General features: G+C 72.5%; 14 protein-coding genes and 2 pseudogenes. 12 read left to right on the top strand and 4 right to left on the bottom strand.

The features are described from left to right. Positions 1-189: 189 nt before the first annotated feature. Positions 190-990: a sugar phosphate isomerase/epimerase family protein gene (locus tag J2S43_RS32395; protein WP_306835636.1), complete on the top strand. Its 801-nt coding sequence runs from the start codon at positions 190-192 to the stop codon at positions 988-990. A gap of 332 nt (positions 991-1322) precedes the next feature. Next, on the top strand, positions 1323-2552 hold the full coding sequence (locus tag J2S43_RS32390; RefSeq protein ID WP_306831110.1) for an IS110 family RNA-guided transposase: 1230 nt from the start codon (positions 1323-1325) through the stop codon (positions 2550-2552). Positions 2553-3485: 933 nt separating this feature from the next. Here J2S43_RS32390 and J2S43_RS32385 read toward each other — a convergent pair. Then, positions 3486-4052: a CGNR zinc finger domain-containing protein gene (locus tag J2S43_RS32385; RefSeq protein ID WP_306835634.1), complete on the bottom strand. Its 567-nt coding sequence runs from the start codon at positions 4050-4052 to the stop codon at positions 3486-3488. Positions 4053-4121: 69 nt separating this feature from the next. Between J2S43_RS32385 and J2S43_RS32380 the strand changes: the two genes are divergently transcribed. From J2S43_RS32380 to J2S43_RS32335, 10 genes and pseudogenes are all read left to right on the top strand, one after another. After that, positions 4122-5042 (top strand): proline dehydrogenase family protein, encoded by a 921-nt coding sequence (locus tag J2S43_RS32380; protein WP_306835633.1) that lies wholly within the window; start codon positions 4122-4124, stop codon positions 5040-5042. 93 nt (positions 5043-5135) lie between these two features. Next, entirely contained in the window at positions 5136-6812 is a 1677-nt protein-coding gene (locus J2S43_RS32375) for a hypothetical protein (RefSeq protein ID WP_306835632.1), read from the top strand. A 3-nt stretch (positions 6813-6815) separates the two neighbouring features. Next, on the top strand, positions 6816-8147 hold the full coding sequence (locus J2S43_RS32370) for an efflux RND transporter periplasmic adaptor subunit (RefSeq protein ID WP_306835631.1): 1332 nt from the start codon (positions 6816-6818) through the stop codon (positions 8145-8147). After that, positions 8144-8821: pseudogene (locus tag J2S43_RS32365) on the top strand (ABC transporter ATP-binding protein); the annotation flags it as partial. The gene J2S43_RS32370 and the pseudogene J2S43_RS32365, both read left to right, overlap by 4 nt. A gap of 8 nt (positions 8822-8829) precedes the next feature. Next, positions 8830-10014 (top strand): ABC transporter permease, encoded by a 1185-nt coding sequence (locus tag J2S43_RS32360; RefSeq protein ID WP_306835627.1) that lies wholly within the window; start codon positions 8830-8832, stop codon positions 10012-10014. A 164-nt stretch (positions 10015-10178) separates the two neighbouring features. After that, positions 10179-10391 (top strand): helix-turn-helix domain-containing protein, encoded by a 213-nt coding sequence (locus tag J2S43_RS32355; protein WP_306835625.1) that lies wholly within the window; start codon positions 10179-10181, stop codon positions 10389-10391. 218 nt (positions 10392-10609) lie between these two features. Then, a complete protein-coding gene (locus J2S43_RS32350) occupies positions 10610-10711 on the top strand; it encodes a 30S ribosomal protein bS22 (RefSeq protein WP_007465623.1) in 102 nt (33 codons plus the stop codon). 184 nt (positions 10712-10895) lie between these two features. After that, a complete protein-coding gene (locus J2S43_RS32345; RefSeq protein ID WP_306835533.1) occupies positions 10896-11957 on the top strand; it encodes an NAD-dependent epimerase/dehydratase family protein in 1062 nt (353 codons plus the stop codon). Continuing rightward, on the top strand, positions 11954-12985 hold the full coding sequence (locus tag J2S43_RS32340; protein WP_306835532.1) for a lysophospholipid acyltransferase family protein: 1032 nt from the start codon (positions 11954-11956) through the stop codon (positions 12983-12985). Before J2S43_RS32345 ends, J2S43_RS32340 begins: the two co-directional genes overlap by 4 nt. Positions 12986-14227: 1242 nt before the next feature. Further along, positions 14228-15103, top strand: a complete 876-nt coding sequence (locus J2S43_RS32335) for an LLM class flavin-dependent oxidoreductase (protein WP_306835531.1) — start codon at positions 14228-14230, stop codon at positions 15101-15103. Between the two features lie 16 nt (positions 15104-15119). Here the strand turns inward: J2S43_RS32335 and J2S43_RS32330 are convergent, their stop codons facing one another. The 3 genes and pseudogenes from J2S43_RS32330 to J2S43_RS32320 all read right to left on the bottom strand — a co-directional run. Beyond that, entirely contained in the window at positions 15120-16244 is a 1125-nt protein-coding gene (locus J2S43_RS32330; RefSeq protein ID WP_306835530.1) for a hypothetical protein, read from the bottom strand. Continuing rightward, positions 16241-17146 (bottom strand): HAD family hydrolase, encoded by a 906-nt coding sequence (locus J2S43_RS32325; protein ID WP_370881682.1) that lies wholly within the window; start codon positions 17144-17146, stop codon positions 16241-16243. Before J2S43_RS32325 ends, J2S43_RS32330 begins: the two co-directional genes overlap by 4 nt. A 428-nt stretch (positions 17147-17574) precedes the next feature. Next, positions 17575-18441, bottom strand: a pseudogene (locus J2S43_RS32320) (DUF5667 domain-containing protein); the annotation flags it as partial. Positions 18442-18589: the final 148 nt, after the last annotated feature.

Raw genomic sequence — 18589 nt, 5'->3', positions numbered from 1 at the left:
CATCGGAGGCGACAGCATCATCAGAGGCGTCGGCATCATCAGAGGCGTTTGTGTCGACCAGGACCTGAAGCTGCGTTCGGCTTGCCACCCGACCACACTACGCCCGGACCTGCCACTCAGCAGCGCGACAAGCGGGGGCGGGTGGCACTTCGCCGGGCGGTACGGCCGTCGCGAGTTACCCTGAGGGGTGTGACCGAGCGAGTGCCAGTTCTTCTGTCCAGCTCCTCCGTCTTCCCGGAGCCGACCGCCGCGGCCTTTCAGATGGCCGCCCACCTCGGCTTTGACGGGGTCGAGGTGATGGTGTGGACGGACGTGGTGAGCCAGGACGCCGGCGCGCTGCAGGGCTTGGCGGCGCACTACGGCGTTCCGGTGATGTCCGTGCACGCGCCCTGCCTGCTGGTGACGCAGCGGGTGTGGAGCCCCGATCCGTGGGAGCGGCTGCGCCGGGCCGCGGTCCTGGCCGAGAAGCTGGGCGCGACCACCGTGGTCGTGCACCCGCCCTTCACCTGGCAGCGTGACTACGCGAAGCGCTTCCAGGAGGGCCTGCACAAGATGACCCTCAAGCACCCGGACCTCAAGTTCGCGGTGGAGAACATGTACCCGGTGAAGATGGCCGGCCGCGACTTCGTGCCCTACGTCCCGGGCTGGAACCCGGTCGAAACCGGCTACGACGCGTACACGCTGGACATCTCGCACTGTTCGGCCGCCCGCACCGACCCGATCGCGATGGCCGAGTCGATGGGCGACAAGCTCGCCCACCTGCACCTGGGCGACGGCACCGGCGAGGGCCGCGACGAGCACCTGGTCCCGGGCCGCGGCACGATGCCGTGCGCCGAGGTCCTCGCCTCACTCTCCAGGAACGGTTTCCGTGGCTCGGTCGCGCTGGAGGTCGCCACCCGCAAGTCGAGCAGCCGGGCCGAGCGCGAGGCCGACCTCGCCGAGTCGCTGCGCTTCGCCCGCGAGCACCTCGGCGTGCTGACCAGCCACTGAGAAAAACCGAGACCCGGATCTACCCGCTCCCGGCGGCACCGGTCCCGCACGCTCCCGCGGGCACCGGTCGTCGCTGGCGCTCCTCCCTAATGGGTTCTAGAGGTCGGGTCGGTTGTGTTGCAGACTCGGTGTCTGGTAGCCGCAGCGGGTGAGCACTGTTCCTCCCGGGGCCGTTGAGTCCTGCGTGCAGATCGTGCCCCTGTCTGTGATGTGTGAGGACCGTACGGCTGATGGGGTGTCGTGCCCGCCGGATGGCGTGAGCACTGATCCATTAGGGCGCCGGGTCTTCCATGTGGCTGCGGGGTTGTTGTTGCTGGTGGGGAGGGGTTCGGGTGTTGTTCGTCGGTGATGACTGGGCGGAAGATCATCATGATGTGGAGGTGCAGAACGAGGCCGGGCAGACACTGGGCGTGGTGCGGTTGCCGGAGGGTGTGGAAGGAGTGACCCGGTTCCATGAGCTGGTGGGCCGGTTCCTGACCGGGGATGCCGGGCCTTCGCAGGTGCTGATATGCATCGAGACGGATCGCGGGCCGTGGGTGCGGGCGCTGGTCACGGCCGGTTATCAGGTATTTGCGGTCAACCCGAAGCAAGCGGCCCGGCACCGGGAGCTGCTGTCGCTGTCAGGAGCGAAGAGTGACAAGGGCGACGCGCGGATGCTGGCGGACATGCTCCGGACCCGCCGGCATCAGTTACGGCCCGTCGCCGCGGATTCCGAGATCGCTGAGGCGGTCAAGGTCGTCGCGAGGGCGCATCAGACACTGATCTGGGAACGCACACGGCACATGCTGCGGCTGCGCACGGCGTTGCGGGAGTATTTTCCGGCCGCGGTCGCCGCTTACGAGGAGTTGACGCTCACCGGCCGTGACGCTCTGGAGCTTCTGGCGAAGGCCCCGACACCGGCCGGCGCGGCGAAGCTGACCCTGGCACAGATCGGTACGGTGCTGAAACGGGCCCGCCGCCGCAACGTCGAGGGCAAGGCGGCCGGGATCCAGCAGGCGTTGCGGACCGTCGAGCTCGGCCAGCCCGAGACGGTCACGGCCGCCTATGCGGCCTCGGTCCGGGCGACGGTCGCGGTCCTGCAGACCCTCAACACCGAGATCAAAACCCTGGAAGGGCAGGTCGAGGAGCATTTTGGCCGGCACCCAGACGCTGAGGTCTATCTCAGCCAGCCCGGTATCGGGGCTGTCCTCGGCGCCCGGGTGCTCGCCGAGTTCGGGGACGCCGCCGGCCGTTACACCGACGCGAAATCCCGGAAGAACTATGCCGGAACCGCACCACTGACCCGCCAGTCCGGGAAAACGAAGACCGTCTACGCCCGGTTCATCCACAACAACCGCCTCATCGACGCCCTGCACATGCAGGCCAGCGCCGCGATGCTGCACGATCCCGAAGTCCGCGCCTACTACGACACCCTCCGCGACCGCGACGTCAAGCACCAAGCCGCACTCCGCCAGGTCGGCAACCGCCTCGTCGGCATCCTCCACGGCTGCCTCAAGACCCACACCCCCTACGACCAGGCCACCGCCTGGTCACACCGCAAGAAAACCACCACCACAACTTGACACCTCAGCTCCAGGGGTGTCTGCACGATCCGAGGCCGCAAGATCAACCCCACCCCCGCCCCGCAGGCACTCGCCGCCCCCTTTGCTCTGCTTACCTGGACATCCCGCCCAATCCGGGCGGCGATCGGCCCCGCCGCGCCGCCACTCCCGCGCCTGACTCGCACCGATTCGGCCAGGTACCGACCCTCCGCCGTCAGGGTGAACGCCAACGATCCATGATCGAGGCAGCTCTGACGACTTGAGCCACGCCTCGATCACCGGAAGCCGCCGAGAGTGCCCCCGACGCCGGGTAGCCGGCCTTCGGACAGCGGCCGAACGATCGCGTGGGCGACTCGGTCGTCCACGCGGTCAGACCATCCCGGACCTTTACGTCGATCCTCCACCGGAGCGATCGACTACTCGTGCGATATGACATGAAATTTCGGACGAAACGCCGCGGGCATGTGACAGACAGACCGGCCATTGGCGAGGCGAGTGAGTCGAGCAAGCCGCAGGCGAGTAAGCCGCGGGTGAGTGGCCGAGCGGGCCGAGCAAGCGGCGGCCGAGCGGGCGGCGGCCGAGCGGGCGGCGGCCGAGCGGGCGGCGGCCGAGCGGCCGCGTAAGCGGCGAGCGGGCGAGCCGCGGGGCGATGACCCTGACTTTGAAGGATCAGTAAGCAGAGCAAAGCAGGGCGGAGGGGTTGGGCGGGGGAGGACGATTGGACCCAGAGCGGAGTGGATGCGGTTATAGCGCGAAATTTCGGGCGCGAAGCGCCCGATCAGCTGGTCGGCGGCGCGGCAGGGTGGCGAGGATCGCGGTGATCGCGAGGGGTTTCCGTGACCCGCGACGGACCGGCAGTGAGGCCGCCCGCGGCCGAGCGGTGCCCGCGGGAGCACTCGGAAAGTGGCCACGCCGGGAGCGGGAAAGTCTGGATCTGGTTGTGGATCTCAAGGATCAGACGTGGGTGAGTTCGTGGGTCTCGGCCGGGGCGGGGTCGGCGGAGGCGGCGCGCTTGCGGGCGCGGTGGGCGGCCACGTGGGAGCGGGTGGCGCAGCGCTCGGAGCAGAAGCGGCGGCAGCAGTTCGAGGACGTGTCGAGGTAGACGTTGCCGCAGCGCTCGTCGGCGCAGATGCCGAAGCGGGAGCTGCCGTACTCGCAGAGCCAGACGGCCAGGCCCCAGACGGCGCCGGCCAGGTATTCGGCGCTGACCGACGCGCCGCGGCTGGTCACGTGCATGTGCCAGTCGGCGGCGTCGTGGCCGGAGATGCGTGGCTGGACGGGGAACGCCTCCAGCAGCGAGTTCAGCTCGGCGACCGTCTCGGGGTCGCGGCCGGCGGCGCCGGACTCGAAGACCTCGCGCAGGCGCTTCTGCGCGCGGCGGAAGGTGGCGAGGTCCCGTTCGGCGACCTCGTCGCGCATGTACGCGTTCTCGTCGGTGAAGAGACCCTTGAGGTCGTCGACGGTCGCGAGCTGCGTGTTGACGAGGTCGACCGCGGTGCGGGCGTACGCATCGAAGTTCACCCGACAACCGTAGACGATTCGTTCGACTACGTCGGTCGTCCGTAAGGGCGGGGCGTATACGCTCCCCGTATGCTTCGTTCGGCCATTCTCGCCGCCTCCCGCTCAGCCCGGCTGGAGAACCTGGTCTCGAAGGCACCGTTCGGCCGTGACGTGGCGCGGCGTTTCGTCGCCGGTGACGGCGTGGCGGACGCGATCCGGGTCGCGGCCGAGCTGGCCGCGGACGGTCTCTCCACGACGGTCGAGCACCTCGGCCCGGCGACGGCCACCGAGGCGGGTGCGCACACGGCCCGCGACGAGTACCGGCGGTTGCTGCGCCGGATCGCCGAGGCGGGCCTGTCCGACACGGCAGAGGTCAGCGTGAAACTGTCCGCGCTGGGCCGGTCCGTGGACGAGCGGCTGGCCCGGGAACTGGCCCGGGACGTGTGCGAGGCCGCGGCCGAGGCCGGCACCACGGTCACGGTGGACATGGAGGACAGCGCGGGCACCGACCTCGTGCTCGACACGGTCGGGAAACTGCGCGGCGACGTGCCGTCCACCGGCGTGGCGGTGCAGGCCTACCTGCGCCGGACCGAGGCGGACTGCCGGGAGCTGTCGCTACCGGGCTCGCGGGTGCGGCTGTGCAAGGGCGCCTACCCGGAGCCGGAGTCGGTGGCCTGGCAGGCCGCGCTGGAGGTGGACAAGTCGTTCGTCCGCTGCTTGAACGCGCTGCTGTCCGGCCCGGCGTACCCGATGGTCGCCACGCACGACGCGCGCCTGATCGCGATCGCGGAGGACCGGGCGCGCTGGTTCGACCGGGCGGCCGGCGAGTTCGAGTTCCAGATGCTCTACGGCGTGCGGACCGCGGAGCAGGCGCGGCTGGCCGCGGAGGGCTACACGGTCCGCGTCTATCTGCCCTACGGCACGCACTGGTACGGGTACCTGGCGCGCCGGCTCGCCGAGCGCCCGGGCAGCGCCGCGTTCCTCGGGCGGGCGCTCACCAACCGACGGTGATCCCGGACCGAACCCGGCATCCGGCGGTGAACCGCGCGATTCGAGCCAAAAGGCCTATGCCCGCTGCGTGACACGCGGTTCTAGGCTGCGCTCGTGAACACGCCGGACGGTCACTCAGAGTCAGCATCGTCGCCGGCCCCGGATGCCGTACCGCCGATCCCGGTCTTCGACGCGGTCGTGGTCTACAACCCGGCGGTGATCCCGGCGCAGCCCGGCCCGCCCCCGGCGGAGACCCCGGCGGAGACCCCGGCGCGGTCCGGTCCACCGGCGGAGCAGCCGGGCCCGCCACCGGCGGCGATTCCCGCGCAGCCGGGCCCGCCACCGGCCGAGAGCGTGCCGCGGAGCATTCCCGCGCAGTGGCGCTCACCGCTGGCGTCCTCGGCGCCGATCCCGGACGACTACCCGTTCCCGCGGCTGCCGCAGTTCGACTCGATCCCGCCGTCCTGGTACGCGCCGCCGCCCCCACCCCCGCGGAAGCGCCGCGGCCGTACCGCCGTGATCGTTCTTGCGGTCTTCGCCGCGCTCGCCGCGGCTACCGCGGTCGCGGTCTACCCGGTCCTGACCGGCCGGGACGCCGACGCCACCGCCGCACCCGCGGTGACCGGCCCGCCGGCCAGCCCGGGGCCGAGCGCGCTGTCCTACGAGCGCGTCCCGTGGATCCGCTACCAGATCGACGCCGCGCTGCAGGCCCAGGCGGCCGCGCTGCTGGCCGGCGACGAGAACGGCTTCCTGGCACCGGTCGCGGAGGGCGGCACCGAGCTGACCCGCGACCTGCGCCGCCGCTTCGAGACGCTGCGCGCGATGCAGGTGACCGCCTGGTCGGAGGAGATGATCGGCGCGCCCACGCCGGTGACCGGCAAGGGCGGCCGGGACGAGTGGCGGGTCGTGGTCGACCTGCGGCACTGCTTCGTGGTTCCCGAGTGCACCGTGGACGGGCTGCGCGCGGAGACGCGCTGGGTGGAGACGCCCGCGCAGGGCCTGCGGATGGTCGCGTTCGCACCGTCCGAGGCGGAGGAGAACGGGCCGCGCCCGTGGGAGGTCACGAACCTGACGGTCTCGGTCGGCGCGCGCACCGTCGTCGGCGTCACCCCGAAGTACGCCAGGCGCCTCCCCGAGCTGCAGAAGCAGGCCGAGGCCGCGGCGCTGCTGGCGGACCGGTACGTGCGCGGCGACGCCGGCCCGGTGGACCGCTACCGGATCTTCATGGCCGACGGCAAGGAATGGCAGCGCTGGTACGGCGGCGAGGACCTGGAGTGGGCCGCCGGCTTCGCGGTACCGACCGGCGAGGCGCGGCTGGACGTGGTACTGAACCTGAGTGAGATGCCCGAGGACTTCATCGACGACACGCTGCGGCACGAGCTGGCCCACGTGGCGACACTGCGCGGGGCCGACTACTCGGACGACGACGACTCCTGGTGGATGATCGAGGGCATCGCCGACTACGTGGACGAGCTCGGCGTGCCGGTCTCCGAGTACGACGAGGCCGACCTCGTCGCCCGGTACGCCGGTGAGGTCGACATGAAGGACGGCGTGGTGGTGCCGCCGCCGGACGCGGACACCGAGGACTGGCAGGTCGCGGCGCGGTACGGCGTCGGCTACTACGCGGTCCGCCGGATCTCCGAGCGGTTCGGCGAGCCCGCGATGCTGGCCTTCTTCGACGCGGTCGTCCGCGACGGAAAAACACTGAAGGATGCGGCACCGGCTACTTTGGGCAAGGATTGGGACGACGTGAACCGCGACTGCCTGGCCTACCTGGAAGAGGTCACCTGACGCATGACCCCGCGGAGCCGCCCGCTCGCCCTACTGGCCGCCGTCACCCTGGCTGCCGGGGCGACGGCGGCCTCGTGCGAGGAGGAGCCGTCCGGCGTGGACGTCGGCGAGGTGCGGCTCGGCGCGGTGACCGAGATCGTGGACGCGCCCGCGACCGTGACCGCCCGGTCCGCGGCCACGCTCACCGCCGCGTCCGCCGGCACGCTCAGGGAACTGCTGGTCCGCCCGGGTGACGCGGTCCGGCCGGGCCAGGTGCTCGCCGTGATCGACTCGCCGGAGGCGACCGCGCGCCTGGACTCGGCCGCGCGCACGCTGGACGCGGCCGCGCAGGCCGGCGGCCAGGCCTTCTCCGTCACCGGGCTGGACGGCGCGCAGCGGGAGACGGACGCGGCCGCCGCCGACTCCTTCGCCGCGGCCCGTGCCGCCGCCGCGAAGGTCGCCGACGAGCGGGTCCGGGACACGCTGCTGCACGAGGTGGACGCGGCCCAGCAGCGGTACGACGCGGCGTCCGCGGCCGTGGCCGGCGCGACCCGGTCCGTGCAGGCGGGCGTGGCCGGCCTCGGCACCGCGCTCGGCGCGCTCTCCACCGCGCAGCGGCTGCAGGCGGAGGCCGCCTACGACCTGGCCAAGGGCACGGTCGACGCGCTCACGCTGCGGGCCCCGATCGGCGGCGTGGTCCAGCTCGGCGGCGCCGCCTCGGGCACGCCCGCGGGCCTGGACGTCACGGACATCCTGCAGGGCGCCGAGCTGCCCACCGGCTCCGGACCGCCCGCGGGCGTCGACCCGGCCGTGCCGAAGGGCGGGTACGTGGGCGCCGGCACCACCGTGCTGACCATCGTGGACGTCTCCGAGCCGGCCGTCGTCGCGGAGGTCGACGAGACGGACGTGCTGCTGGTCGCGGAGGGCGCGGTCGCGGACGTGGAGCTGGACGCCGCGCCCGGTGCCGGCTACCCCGGCGAGGTGACCTCGGTCGACCTGCTGCCTACCGAGTCGGCGCGCGGTGGGGTCTCGTACCGGGTGCGGATTACGCTCGGCGCGGGCACGCTCATGGACGGCAGACCCGCGCCGGCACCCCGGCCCGGCATGAGCGCGGTCGCCCACCTGCGGGTCCGGGAGGCGGCGAACACGGTGACGGTGCCGGCCGCCGCGGTCTTCTCGACCGAGTCGGGCGGCGAGGCGGTCTGGGTGGTCGACGGCGGGCGGGCCGCACGGGTGGACGTCTCGGTCGGCGTGCAGGGCCAGGACGCGGTGCAGATCGTGCGGGGCCTCCGGGCCGGGCAGACGATCGTGGTGCGCGGGACGGACCGGGTGACCGACGGCCAGCGGGTGCCATGACGTCACCGGCGGTCGAGGCCGAGCGGGTGTCCCGGACGTACCGGCTGGAGGGTTTCTCCGTGACCGCGCTGCACGAGGTCAGCCTCACCGTGGAGCGCGGTGAGTACGCCGCGGTGGTGGGCCCGTCCGGCTCCGGCAAGAGCACGCTGATGCACCTGCTCGGCGGCCTGGACCGGCCGACCGGCGGGCGGCTGCGGCTGGACGGGCGGGACGTGGCCGGCCTGTCCTCGGCGGAGCTGGCCCGGCTGCGCAACGAGGTGATCGGCTTCGTCTTCCAGGCGTTCCACCTGCTGCCCCGGACCAGCGCGGTGGAGAACGTGGCGCTGCCGCTGGTCTACCGCGGCCTCGGCACCCGGAAACGGCACGCGGCCGCGGCGGAGATGCTGGAGCGCGTCGGCCTCGGCCATCGCCTGACGCACCGCCCGAACCAGATGTCCGGCGGCGAGCAGCAGCGGGTCGCGATCGCCCGCGCACTGGTCACCGGCCCGTCCGTGCTGCTCGCGGACGAGCCGACCGGCAACCTGGACACCGCCACCGGCGAGGCGGTGCTGCGACTGCTGGAGGAGCTGAACGTGGAGTCCGGCGTGGCGGTCGTGCTGGTCACCCACGACCGGGAGGTGGCCGCGCGGGCGCGCCGCCGGATCGCCATGCGCGACGGCCGGATCGTGACGGACGAACGGTCATGAGACTTGCCGAGGCGTGGCGGGTCGCGTTCGGCGCGCTCCGGGCGAACCGGCTGCGCAGCCTCCTCACCATGCTCGGCGTGATCATCGGGGTCGGCGCGGTGGTGGTCCTGGTCGCGATCGGCACCGGCGCGAAGAACGAGGTCGAGGCACAGGTCGAGGGCCTCGGCTCGAACCTGATGCTGGTGGTGCCGGGCCGGCTGGAGTTCGGTTCCGCGCCCTCGGCCTCGCGCCTGTCGCTGCGGGACGCGGAGGCGGTGGCGGAGGTGGTCGGCGACCCGTCGCGGGTGACGGCCACGGTCGCGACCGGCGAGACGGTCCGGGCGGGCGCGCGCGAGCGGTTCACCACGGTCCAGGGTGTGCTGGCGACGACGCCGCAGGTCTTCGACCGCCCGGTCGGCCGCGGCCACTACTTCACCTCCTCGGACGTGCGGACCGGCCGCCGGATCGCGGTGCTCGGCGCGACCGTGGCCGCCGCGCTGTTCCCGGACCGTGACCCGATAGGGCAGCAGGTGTCGATCGCGGGCGTCCGGTTCCGGGTCAGCGGCCTGTTCGCGCCGCTCGGCCAGAGCCTGGGCGTGGACCGGGACGACGAGGTGCACATCCCGGTCAGCGCGGCGCAGCGGCTGATCGGCGTGGACCGGATCGACGGCCTGGCGATCAAGGCACCGGACCGGGAGCGGATCGACGAGCTGAGCGCGCGGGTGGTCGCGGAGCTGTCCCGCCGGCATCCGGACACCGAGTTCAGCGCGGTCACCCAGGAGCAGATCCTGGGTGTGCTCGGCGACATCCTGGGCGTGCTGACCGGTGTGCTGGCCGCGATCGCCGGCATCTCGCTGCTGGTCGGCGGCGTCGGCGTCTCCAACATCATGCTGGTCTCGGTGCGCGAGCGGACCAGGGAGATCGGCCTGCGCAAGGCGGTCGGCGCCCGGCCCCGCGACATCGGGTTGCAGTTCCTGTTGGAGGCGGTGCTGCTCACCACGGTCGGCGGCGTGCTCGGGATGGGCCTGGGCGTCGGCTCGGCGCTGCTGGTCGACGCGCTGTCGCCGGTGCCGGCCGCGATCACCTGGTGGTCGCTGGCGCTGGCGTTCGGCGTGTCCGCCGCGGTCGGCATCGTCTTCGGCGTGGTGCCGGCGCAGCGGGCCGGCCGGCTGGACCCGGTGGTGGCGCTGCGCAGCGAGTAACGGACATCCGATGATAAAACCGAAATATTCGGTGTGTCGGCTTGACGTGATCACTCTGAGTTTCCAGAAGGTCTCGCGCCGTTAACAGCTGCCCCGCTACCGTACTAATTACACGCGCGTCGCCCGAAGGGGGTGCGCGCTCGGGGTCGATGGGTTGTGAGCGCATGGCCGGAGCATCACACGCAGAGGGCCGGCTGCCGGAGGTCCGTTTCCTCACCGTTGCCGAGGTCGCCACGCTGATGCGGGTGTCCAAGATGACCGTCTACCGGCTCGTGCACAGCAGCGAGCTGACCGCCGTCCGGGTGGGCCGATCGTTCCGCGTCCCGGAGCACGCGGTCCACGAATATCTGCGCGGTGCGTTCTCCGAGTCGGCCTGACCGGCAGGGTCGTGTTTGTCGCCGCGTCGCACACGGGTACCCTGGAGCGGACTCGGACCCGAACCTTGCTGGCTCGCGCCGGTGCCCGGCCGCTGAAGCCCGGCGCCTGACGCGCTCGCTGAGGTTACCGGTCCACCGTCTCGCCGGTGCCCGGTGTCACGCCCCGTGACCTGCCGAGCCCGGAGGATCGCATCAACAACGATTGAAGGGGCTGTCGTATGGGCTCGGTGGTCAAGAAGCGCCGCAAGCGTATGGCCAAGAAGAAGCACCGCAAGCTGCTGCGCAAGACCCGCGTCCAGCGTCGCCGTCTCGGCAAGTAATCCCGCGTCGCGCCGGGCCGCCTTCCGAAGGCCCGGCGCCGGGTATTGCTTGCCTGGTTTCAACGAGGAATATTCAGCGCGGTGGAGACCAGCGGGCTGACCTGCGGTTACCAGCGGGTCGAGTTCGGCGCTGAATAAGCCTCGACAGCTGGTCCGCAGGTTCGAGAAGGCCACGGAGGCGCGAGTGACCGAATCGCCGGGGACCGTCGTGGTCACCGGGGTCAGCCGGTTCTTGGGCGCACACGTGGCCGCGCGCCTCGCCGCCGACCCGCGCATCGGGCAGGTCATCGGGCTCGACCCGGCCGACCCGCCCGCCGCGCTGGCCGAGACGCTGCACGGTGTCGAGCTGGTCCGCGTCGACCTCCGGTCCGCCGGATCGGTCCTCGCCGACCTCGGTGCCGAGGCGGTCGTCCACCTCGCGATCACCAGCTCGCCGGACGCCATCCAGGGCGGCCGCGGCGCGATGAAGGAACACAACGTCATCGGCGCCATGCAGCTGCTAGCGGCCGCCCAGCAGGCGCCGAGGCTGCGCAAGCTGGTCATGCGGTCGTCTACCGCCGCCTACGGGGCCTCGTTCCGCGACCCGGGCGTCTTCACCGAGGACACCGAGCCGCGGGAGGTGCCTCGCGGCGGTTTCGCCCGCGACATCCTCGATATCGAGGGCTACGTGCGCGGGTTCCGCCGCCGGCGCCCCGACGTGGTCGCCACCGTCCTGCGCTTCGCGCCGTTCATCGGCTCCCGCGCGGAGACGTCGCTGACCCGCTACTTCTCCCAGCCGTTCGTCCCGACCGTGTTCGGCCGCGACGCACGGCTGCAGTTCGTGCACATCGACGACGCGCTCGAGGTGATGCACCGCGCGATCGCCGAGGACCACGCCGGCACGTTCAACGTGGCCGGCGAGGGGGTGCTCGCGCTGTCCCAGGCCATCCGCCGGGCCGGCCGCGTCCCGGTGCCGGTCCCCGAGCCCGGCCTGGCCGGCGCGATGTCGATCGCGCGCGCGATGGGCCTCGGCCAGAACGGCCTCGACCAGGTCGACCTGTTCGTGCACGGCCGGGTCGTCGACACCACCCGGCTGATCCACGAGTTCGGCTTCACGCCCCGGTCCACCGCGGCCGCGTTCGACGACTTCATCCAGGCCCACCTCGGCGGCGCGCTGGTCTCCCCGGAGCGCCTGGCCGGCGCCGAGCAGTCGATCCTGGACACGATCCGCCGGGTGCGCGCGGCCCGCCAGGAGGCGGCGTCATGAGCGAGCGCGGCGACTTCCTGCCCGGTGCGGAGTTCCGCCCGGCCGACCTGGCGCCGATGCCGCGCCGCAGCAACGGCCACCACCCGTCCGTACCCGCGCAGAACGGTTTCCCGCCCGGTGACCGGCCGGCCGCGCAGAAGTCATCCCGGACCGCTCCCGCCGAGGACGCTCCGGATGGCATCGTCGGTGACGTGTGGGACCAGCGGGTGGCCGGTGCGCTGTCGTTCCTGCGCCGCCGTCTCTCCGGGCAGTACGACGTCGACGAGTTCGGCTTCGACCCGGACCTCACCGACCAGGTCTTCCACCCGATGCTCAAGCCGCTCTACCGCGAGTGGTTCCGCACCGAGGTGCTCGACGTCGACAACGTCCCCGCGGACGGCGGCGCGCTGGTCGTCGGCAACCACTCCGGCACGATCGCGCTGGACGCGCTGATGCTCTCCGTCGCGCTGCGCGACACCCACCCGCAGGAGCGTCACCTGCGCCTGCTCGGCGCTGACCTGATCTTCCGCATGCCGGTCGTCTCCGAGTTGGCCCGCAAGTCCGGCGTCACCGTCGCCTGCAACCCCGACGCCGAGCGCCTGCTGCGCACCGGCGAGGTCGTCGGCGTCTTCCCCGAGGGCTTCAAGGGCATCGGCAAGCACTACTCCCAGCGCTACAAGCTGCAGCGTTTCGGCCGCGGCGGTTTCGTCGCCGCCGCCCTGCGCACCGGCGCCCCGATCGTCCCGGCCGCCATCGTCGGCGCCGAGGAGTCCTACCCGATGCTCGCCGACGTGAAGCCGCTCGCCCGCCTCCTCGGCCTCCCCTACTTCCCGATCACCCCCACCTTCCCGCTGCTCGGCCCGCTCGGCCTGGTGCCGCTGCCCAGCAAGTGGCTGATCCAGTTCTGCCCCCCGATTCCCACCGCCCACCTGATGGACACCGCCGACGACCCGCTGGTCGTCTACAACCTCGCCGACCAGGTCCGGGAAACCATCCAGCACACGCTGCACACCCTCCTCAAATCCCGCCCCGACCCCTTCGGTCTCTAGCCCAGGACCGATCAAAGGCGGATTTTCCCGCTCCCGGCGGCTCCGGTCCCGCATGCTCCCGCGGGCCCCGGTCGTCGCTGGCGCTCCTCCCTGCCGGTCTCGCGTCACAAGACCTCACGGACGCCCACCCCTCACGGGAAACCGAACTTCCCTCACTCGCGGTAGCCACCAGCACCTCTGCGCACCGGGTTCCCCACCACCCAGCGCGCCCGAGACGCCCGCTTCGTGCACCACCCCACCCCGAGGCCCTCACAACCTTTGCTCTGCTTACCTACTCGGGCCTTGCTCTGCTTACCTCCCTGGCGCCAGTGCGTTCCGTCCGGTTCATGGCTGACCATCCGAACGGCGTGACTGGACCGAAATGAAAGCTATATCGGTAAATATGATGTTTATCGGGCCCGGTTCCGCCAAGGTAAGCAGAGCAAAGCCGGAGGGAAGCGGGCCCGAGGGCTTGAGCGGGGCGACTCGGTGGTGGTGGGTGCCGAGGGCTGCGAGGCGGGACGAGGTCGAGGCCGAGCGCGATGGGTGCGGTAGTTACGAAGGGTGATGGCCGCGTGGCGGGGAACGGTGGTGGTGAGCCGTCGGGCCGTGTCGCCACCGGCGCGCGTTCGGTGGTCCGGGGCAGGCGGTCGCCTTCGCTGCCGATCGCTGAAGATCTGGGAACGTGCCGCGCCCGGCCGGCGTCCGTGCCGCTGCGCGCGGCCGACGTCATCGCGATCGCTCGACGCTGCCGGCCGATGGCCGCGGACGCCGCTCGTGCTGAGGTGGTATTCGAGTGCTTCGCGCCCGAACCATCCCTACATCTCATCTCGCGCCAGGCCCGTCTTCGCGCGCGCCGGCACCGCTTCGACCCTGAGTGATCAATCAGTGGTGCGAGAGGGCGATCGACTTCGATGGCTCATCTCCTCTTCGTACCACTGATTGATCACTCAAGGGCCGGGATCGGAGTGGCCGACGTTGTCCGGCGCGGCGGCTCGTGGCGCCAGGGCTCTTCATGGCGGCATTCCGGGCACGGCGTGCCCGGTCCGCGGGAGGCCGCGAACTCAGCCCACGAATCGGTGCGGCCCGCCCTCTGCCTGGGCATGGGCGCTCGCCTGCCTAGGCAGTGGGCACTCGCCCTGCCGGAGAGTGGGCGTTCGCGGCTGTCAGGGCAGGGGTAACGCGGCCGAGCAGGGGCGTTCGGGACGTGGGTCGGGGGTTCGGGTCTTCGATTTGTCAATCGGGGTGGGGAGGATGGGGGGCATGACGAAGCTTGGGGCGGTGTTCGTGCCGCAGTGGGAGCCGGAGCGGCTGCGAGGCGTGGCGCGGGCGGCGGACGAAGCGGGGCTGGAGGAGCTGTGGCTCTGGGAGGACTGCTTCTTCGAGAGCGGGGTGGCGAGCGCGGCGGCGGCGCTGGCGTGGACGGAGCGGCTGCGCGTGGTGGTGGGTCTGCTGCCGGCGCCGTTGCGGAACGTGGCGCTGACCGCGATGGAGGCGGCCAACCTGGAGCGGATGTTCCCGGGGCGGTCCATGCTCGGGCTCGGCCACGGGGTGCAGGACTGGATGGGGCAGGCGGGAGCGCGGGCCGGGTCGCCGGTGACGCTGATGCGGGAGTACGCGACGGCGCTCCGCGCGCTGCTGGACGGCGAGAAGGTCACGGTGTCGGGGCGGTACGTGAACCTGGACGGCGTCGAGCTGGTCTGGAAGCCGGCGAGCCCGCCGCCGCTGCTGGTGGGCGCGTCGGGTCCGCGATCGCTGCGGCTGTGCGGCGAGGTCGGTGATGTGGTGATCCTGTCCGGTGGGACGACACCGGCCGAGACGGCGCGGGCCCGGGCGCTGATCGAGGAGGGGCGGGCGGCGGCGGGCCGGACCGACCCGGTCACGCTGGCGGTGTATCTGATCGCGGCGACCGGCGACGATCACGAGGCGCGGCTGCGGCGGGCGCACGAGACGTGGGGGATGACGGACCCGGTGGCGGACGTGACGGTGGGCGGCGACCCGGCGGAGATCGCGGCCGGCCTGCGACGGTGGGCGGACGCGGGCGCGGACACGATCGTGCTGCAGCCGACCGCGGACGAGCCGTCGCCGGAGGACTTCGTCCGGTTCGTCGCGACCGAGCTGCGGCCACTGGTCGACTGACCCGCGGCCGCCGGGGTCAGCCGACCGCGGTGAGCGGCAGGGTGTGCCAGACGATGTCGGTGTCGGCCCCGGTCGACCACCAGAGGACGCCGTTGCGGGACTGGATCATGCCGACCGCGTCGGCGACCCGGACCGTCCGCTGCGTCGCGATGTCGTAGACGTAGAGGATCTGGCTGCTGGTCGGGATGGTGTCCGGGCCGGCCTCGGTGAGCACCTCGAACCGGTCGAGCAGCGCCACGTCGGTGACCGCGGACATCGCGGCGCCGCCGGCCATCCGGCGGCGCTCGGAGCCGTCCGGGCGCATCAGGTCGGTGCGGGCCGGGCCGTCCGCGGAGATGACCAGCACCCGGCACCAGACGCTGCCGCAGGTCACCAGCTCGGTGCCGGTGGCGGGGACGGTCAGCTCCCGGTGGTTCCTCCAGTCGCGGAGCTTGGGCAGCGAGGCCTGGCCGCTCTCCGCGCTGACCAGCCACGGGAACTTCGTCATCGCCCAGGCGCCGTCCTCGGTGCCGGTGGTGACGTCGCCGCCGGCCAGCGGGACGGACCGGATCAGCGTGGCGGGCTCGTCGCCGGGTGCGACCTCGGCCCAGTAGAGCGCGCCCTCGGCGATCAGCATGTCGTACTCGGAGTTGAAGAAGACCACGTCGCCGGTGTCGGCGGTGAGCCGGCGCGGCTCGCCGTCCGGCAGCCGCATCGCCCACATCTCGGTGCGCGTCACGTTGTCGTCACCGGCCAGGGACTCGGCCCAGGCCAGCTCCGTGCCGTCGGTGGCGAAGCCGCCGAACTGCGGCGCACCGGAGTAGGGCAGCCGGCGCAGCTCGCGCAGCGTGCCGTCGCCGGCGCGGCGGACCAGCCGCATGAAGGCGCCGTCCGGGCTCGGCGCGGTGCCGATCGCGGTGGTGGCGTCCAGGAAGTATGACGGGGAGAACGCCGGGCCGTCGGAGACGTTGCCCGGGAACTGGCCGATCGTCACGCCCGGCCATGCCTCGGCGGGACCGATCGGGCCGGTCTGTGCCGGGCTCTCCGCCCGGTCCGCGTTGCCCGGCAGCACGATCAGCGCGACCGCGGCGAGCACCGCGACCAGGAGGCCGATCTGCGCGAGCCCGATCCGGCGGCGGGGCATGGCCGCGCTCGCGGTCATCGGGCCGCCCGGCGGCGGAGCGCGACGGTCAGCGCGGCACTCGCGAGCAGGCCGGTGGCGACCGCGGCCGGCACCGCTATCCTGGCCGCCTTCCGCGCGGTCCGGAAGTCGCGGACCTGCCAGCCCCGGTCCCGCGCGATGCGGCGCAGCGCCGCGTCCGGGTTCGTCGCCACCGCGCTGCCGACGCTGGTCAGCATGGGCATGTCGTTGGCCGAGTCGCTGTACGCCGTGCAGCGCTTCAGGTCCAGGCCCTCGACCACGGCGAGCTGGCGGACCGCGTCCGCCTTGGCCGGGCCGTGCATCATGTCGCCGGCCAGCCGCCCGGTGTAGGTGCCGTCGACGATCTCGGCGACGGTGCCGATCGCACCGGTCAGCCCGAGCCGCTGCGCGATCACCCGCCCTATCTCGATCGGCGCGGCGGTGACCAGCCAGACGCGCTCGCCGCCGTCCAGGTGTGTCCGGGCGAGCGCGTGCGTGCCGGGCCAGATGCGGGCCGCCATCGACTCCTCGAAGATCTCCTCGGCCAGCCGCTCGACGTCCTCGACCGACCAGCCGTGGAAGAACGCCAGCGCGATGTCCTTCGCGCTGCTGATGTGCCCGCGGTGCTCGCTGACCAGCCGGAAGTGGGCTTGCTGCCAGGCGAACCGGGCGACGTCGCGGGCGGTGAAGTAGCGGCGGGAGGCGAGGCCGCGCGCGAACCAGTACAGCGACGCGCCCTGCATCATCGTGTTGTCCAGGTCGAAGAAGGCTGCGGCGCTCGGGTCCGGCCGCGGGACGAGCGCAGCCTCCAGATCGGTCGAGACCCAGCCCGCGGTGTGACCCTGTGCGTCCGTGCTCACGGTCACCTTGCGAATGCGCGGCACCGAGGCCCCCTTCTCGTCACGGTCGAAGCGATCGCTCACGCGAGCCTAGCCGCCGCCCGAAGCGGGCCGTGCGATCCCGGGGGTGAATACACGCGGAGGGCCGCCCGGCCGGATGGCCGGGCGGCCCTCGTGCGAGACCGTGGCGATCAGCCGCCGAGCAGGCCGCCGAGCAGGTCCCCCAGCACGTTCTTGCCGGCCGGCGTGGGGCTCGGCGCGGGTGCGCTGGGCTCCGGCTCCTCGAGGACCGGCTCGTCACTGGTCCCGGTGCCGGTGCCGGTGCCGGGCGCGGGCTCGTCACGGGCCGGCGCGGGCGCCGGCGTCGCGGTGGCAGGTGTGGGCGTGCCGGTGCCGGCCGGTGCGCCGGTCGCGGGCGCGCCGTCCGTCTCCCGGGCGGCCGGGACCTGGTCCTGCGAGCGCTGTCCGCCGCCGTGCACCGGCGAGCCGACCGGGTCGTCGTCGCCCGTGTCGCAGAGGTTCGGCAGCGGGCCGAGCGCGTCGGTCGGCGGCAGCACCTCCGCGGCCGGGCAGGCGAACCCGTCGGTCAGCGCGCGGGAGCGCTTGTCGACGGAGTCGAGCAGGATCAGCGAGCCGAGCGCGCGGTCCCGGTTCGCCCCGGAGAGCGTGTCCAGGAAGCCGCCGATCTGCCGGCGCTGACCGGTGACGAACGGGTCCACCGGGTCCAGCGGCGTGTCGCTGTGCTCCCGGGTCGCGGCGCCGGCCAGCAGCTTCACGCCCGCGCGGGTGTCGGCGTCCATGTCGTTGAGCACGGCCTCGAACCCGGCGGTGTCGCCGGTGACGGCCCGTGCCTCGCGCAGCCGGGTGGCCGCGAACTCCAGGTGCAGCCGGCCCTTGTCCTCGTCGGACCCGGCGAGTGCCAGCTGAGCCTGCTCGGAGTGCCGTTTGACGCTGTAGAGCGCGTCGCCCGGGTTCGCGTCCGAGCTGGCCGCGGACATGCCGGAGACCACGACCGCGCCGGCGATCACGCCGACCACGATCGCGCCCCGGGCCCGCAGCCGGCGTCCGGCCGCGTCCGCGGCCGCACCGGCCCTGAGCAGGTGGGCCACCGGACCGGCGGCGCTCTCCGGGTCCGTGGAGGTGACACCGATACCCTCCCGTTCCGCGGTCGCCATCAGCATGGCGCGCAGTCCGGTCCGGAAGTCGGAGTCGATCTCGGGGCCCGGCGATTCGCTGGTCAGCTCGTGTCCTAGCGCCACGAACTCGGCCAGCTGGTCATCCGCTCGGGACCGGCCGTGGTGGCGCGGTCCGCCGTCCGCCTCGTCCAGCAGCTGAGCGAAGCGTTCGGCACGACGACGGTCGAAGATGACGTTTCTCACCGAGGGCACCTCCCTTCAGTCGTCGCGGTTACCCGGACGGCGTCTGCACCGGCCAGGGCGACCGCGATGCGGGGAAATGCCGGAACCACCATGGGTCGCACCGGGACAAACGGGGGACGGGCACGCGTGGTTACGGGAGGATCCGGGG

The sequence above is a fragment of the Catenuloplanes nepalensis genome (genome assembly GCF_030811575.1).
Taxonomy (GTDB): domain Bacteria; phylum Actinomycetota; class Actinomycetes; order Mycobacteriales; family Micromonosporaceae; genus Catenuloplanes; species Catenuloplanes nepalensis.
The sequence above is the reverse complement of the archived record's forward strand: the minus strand, read 5'-3'. Positions and strand labels throughout refer to the sequence as shown.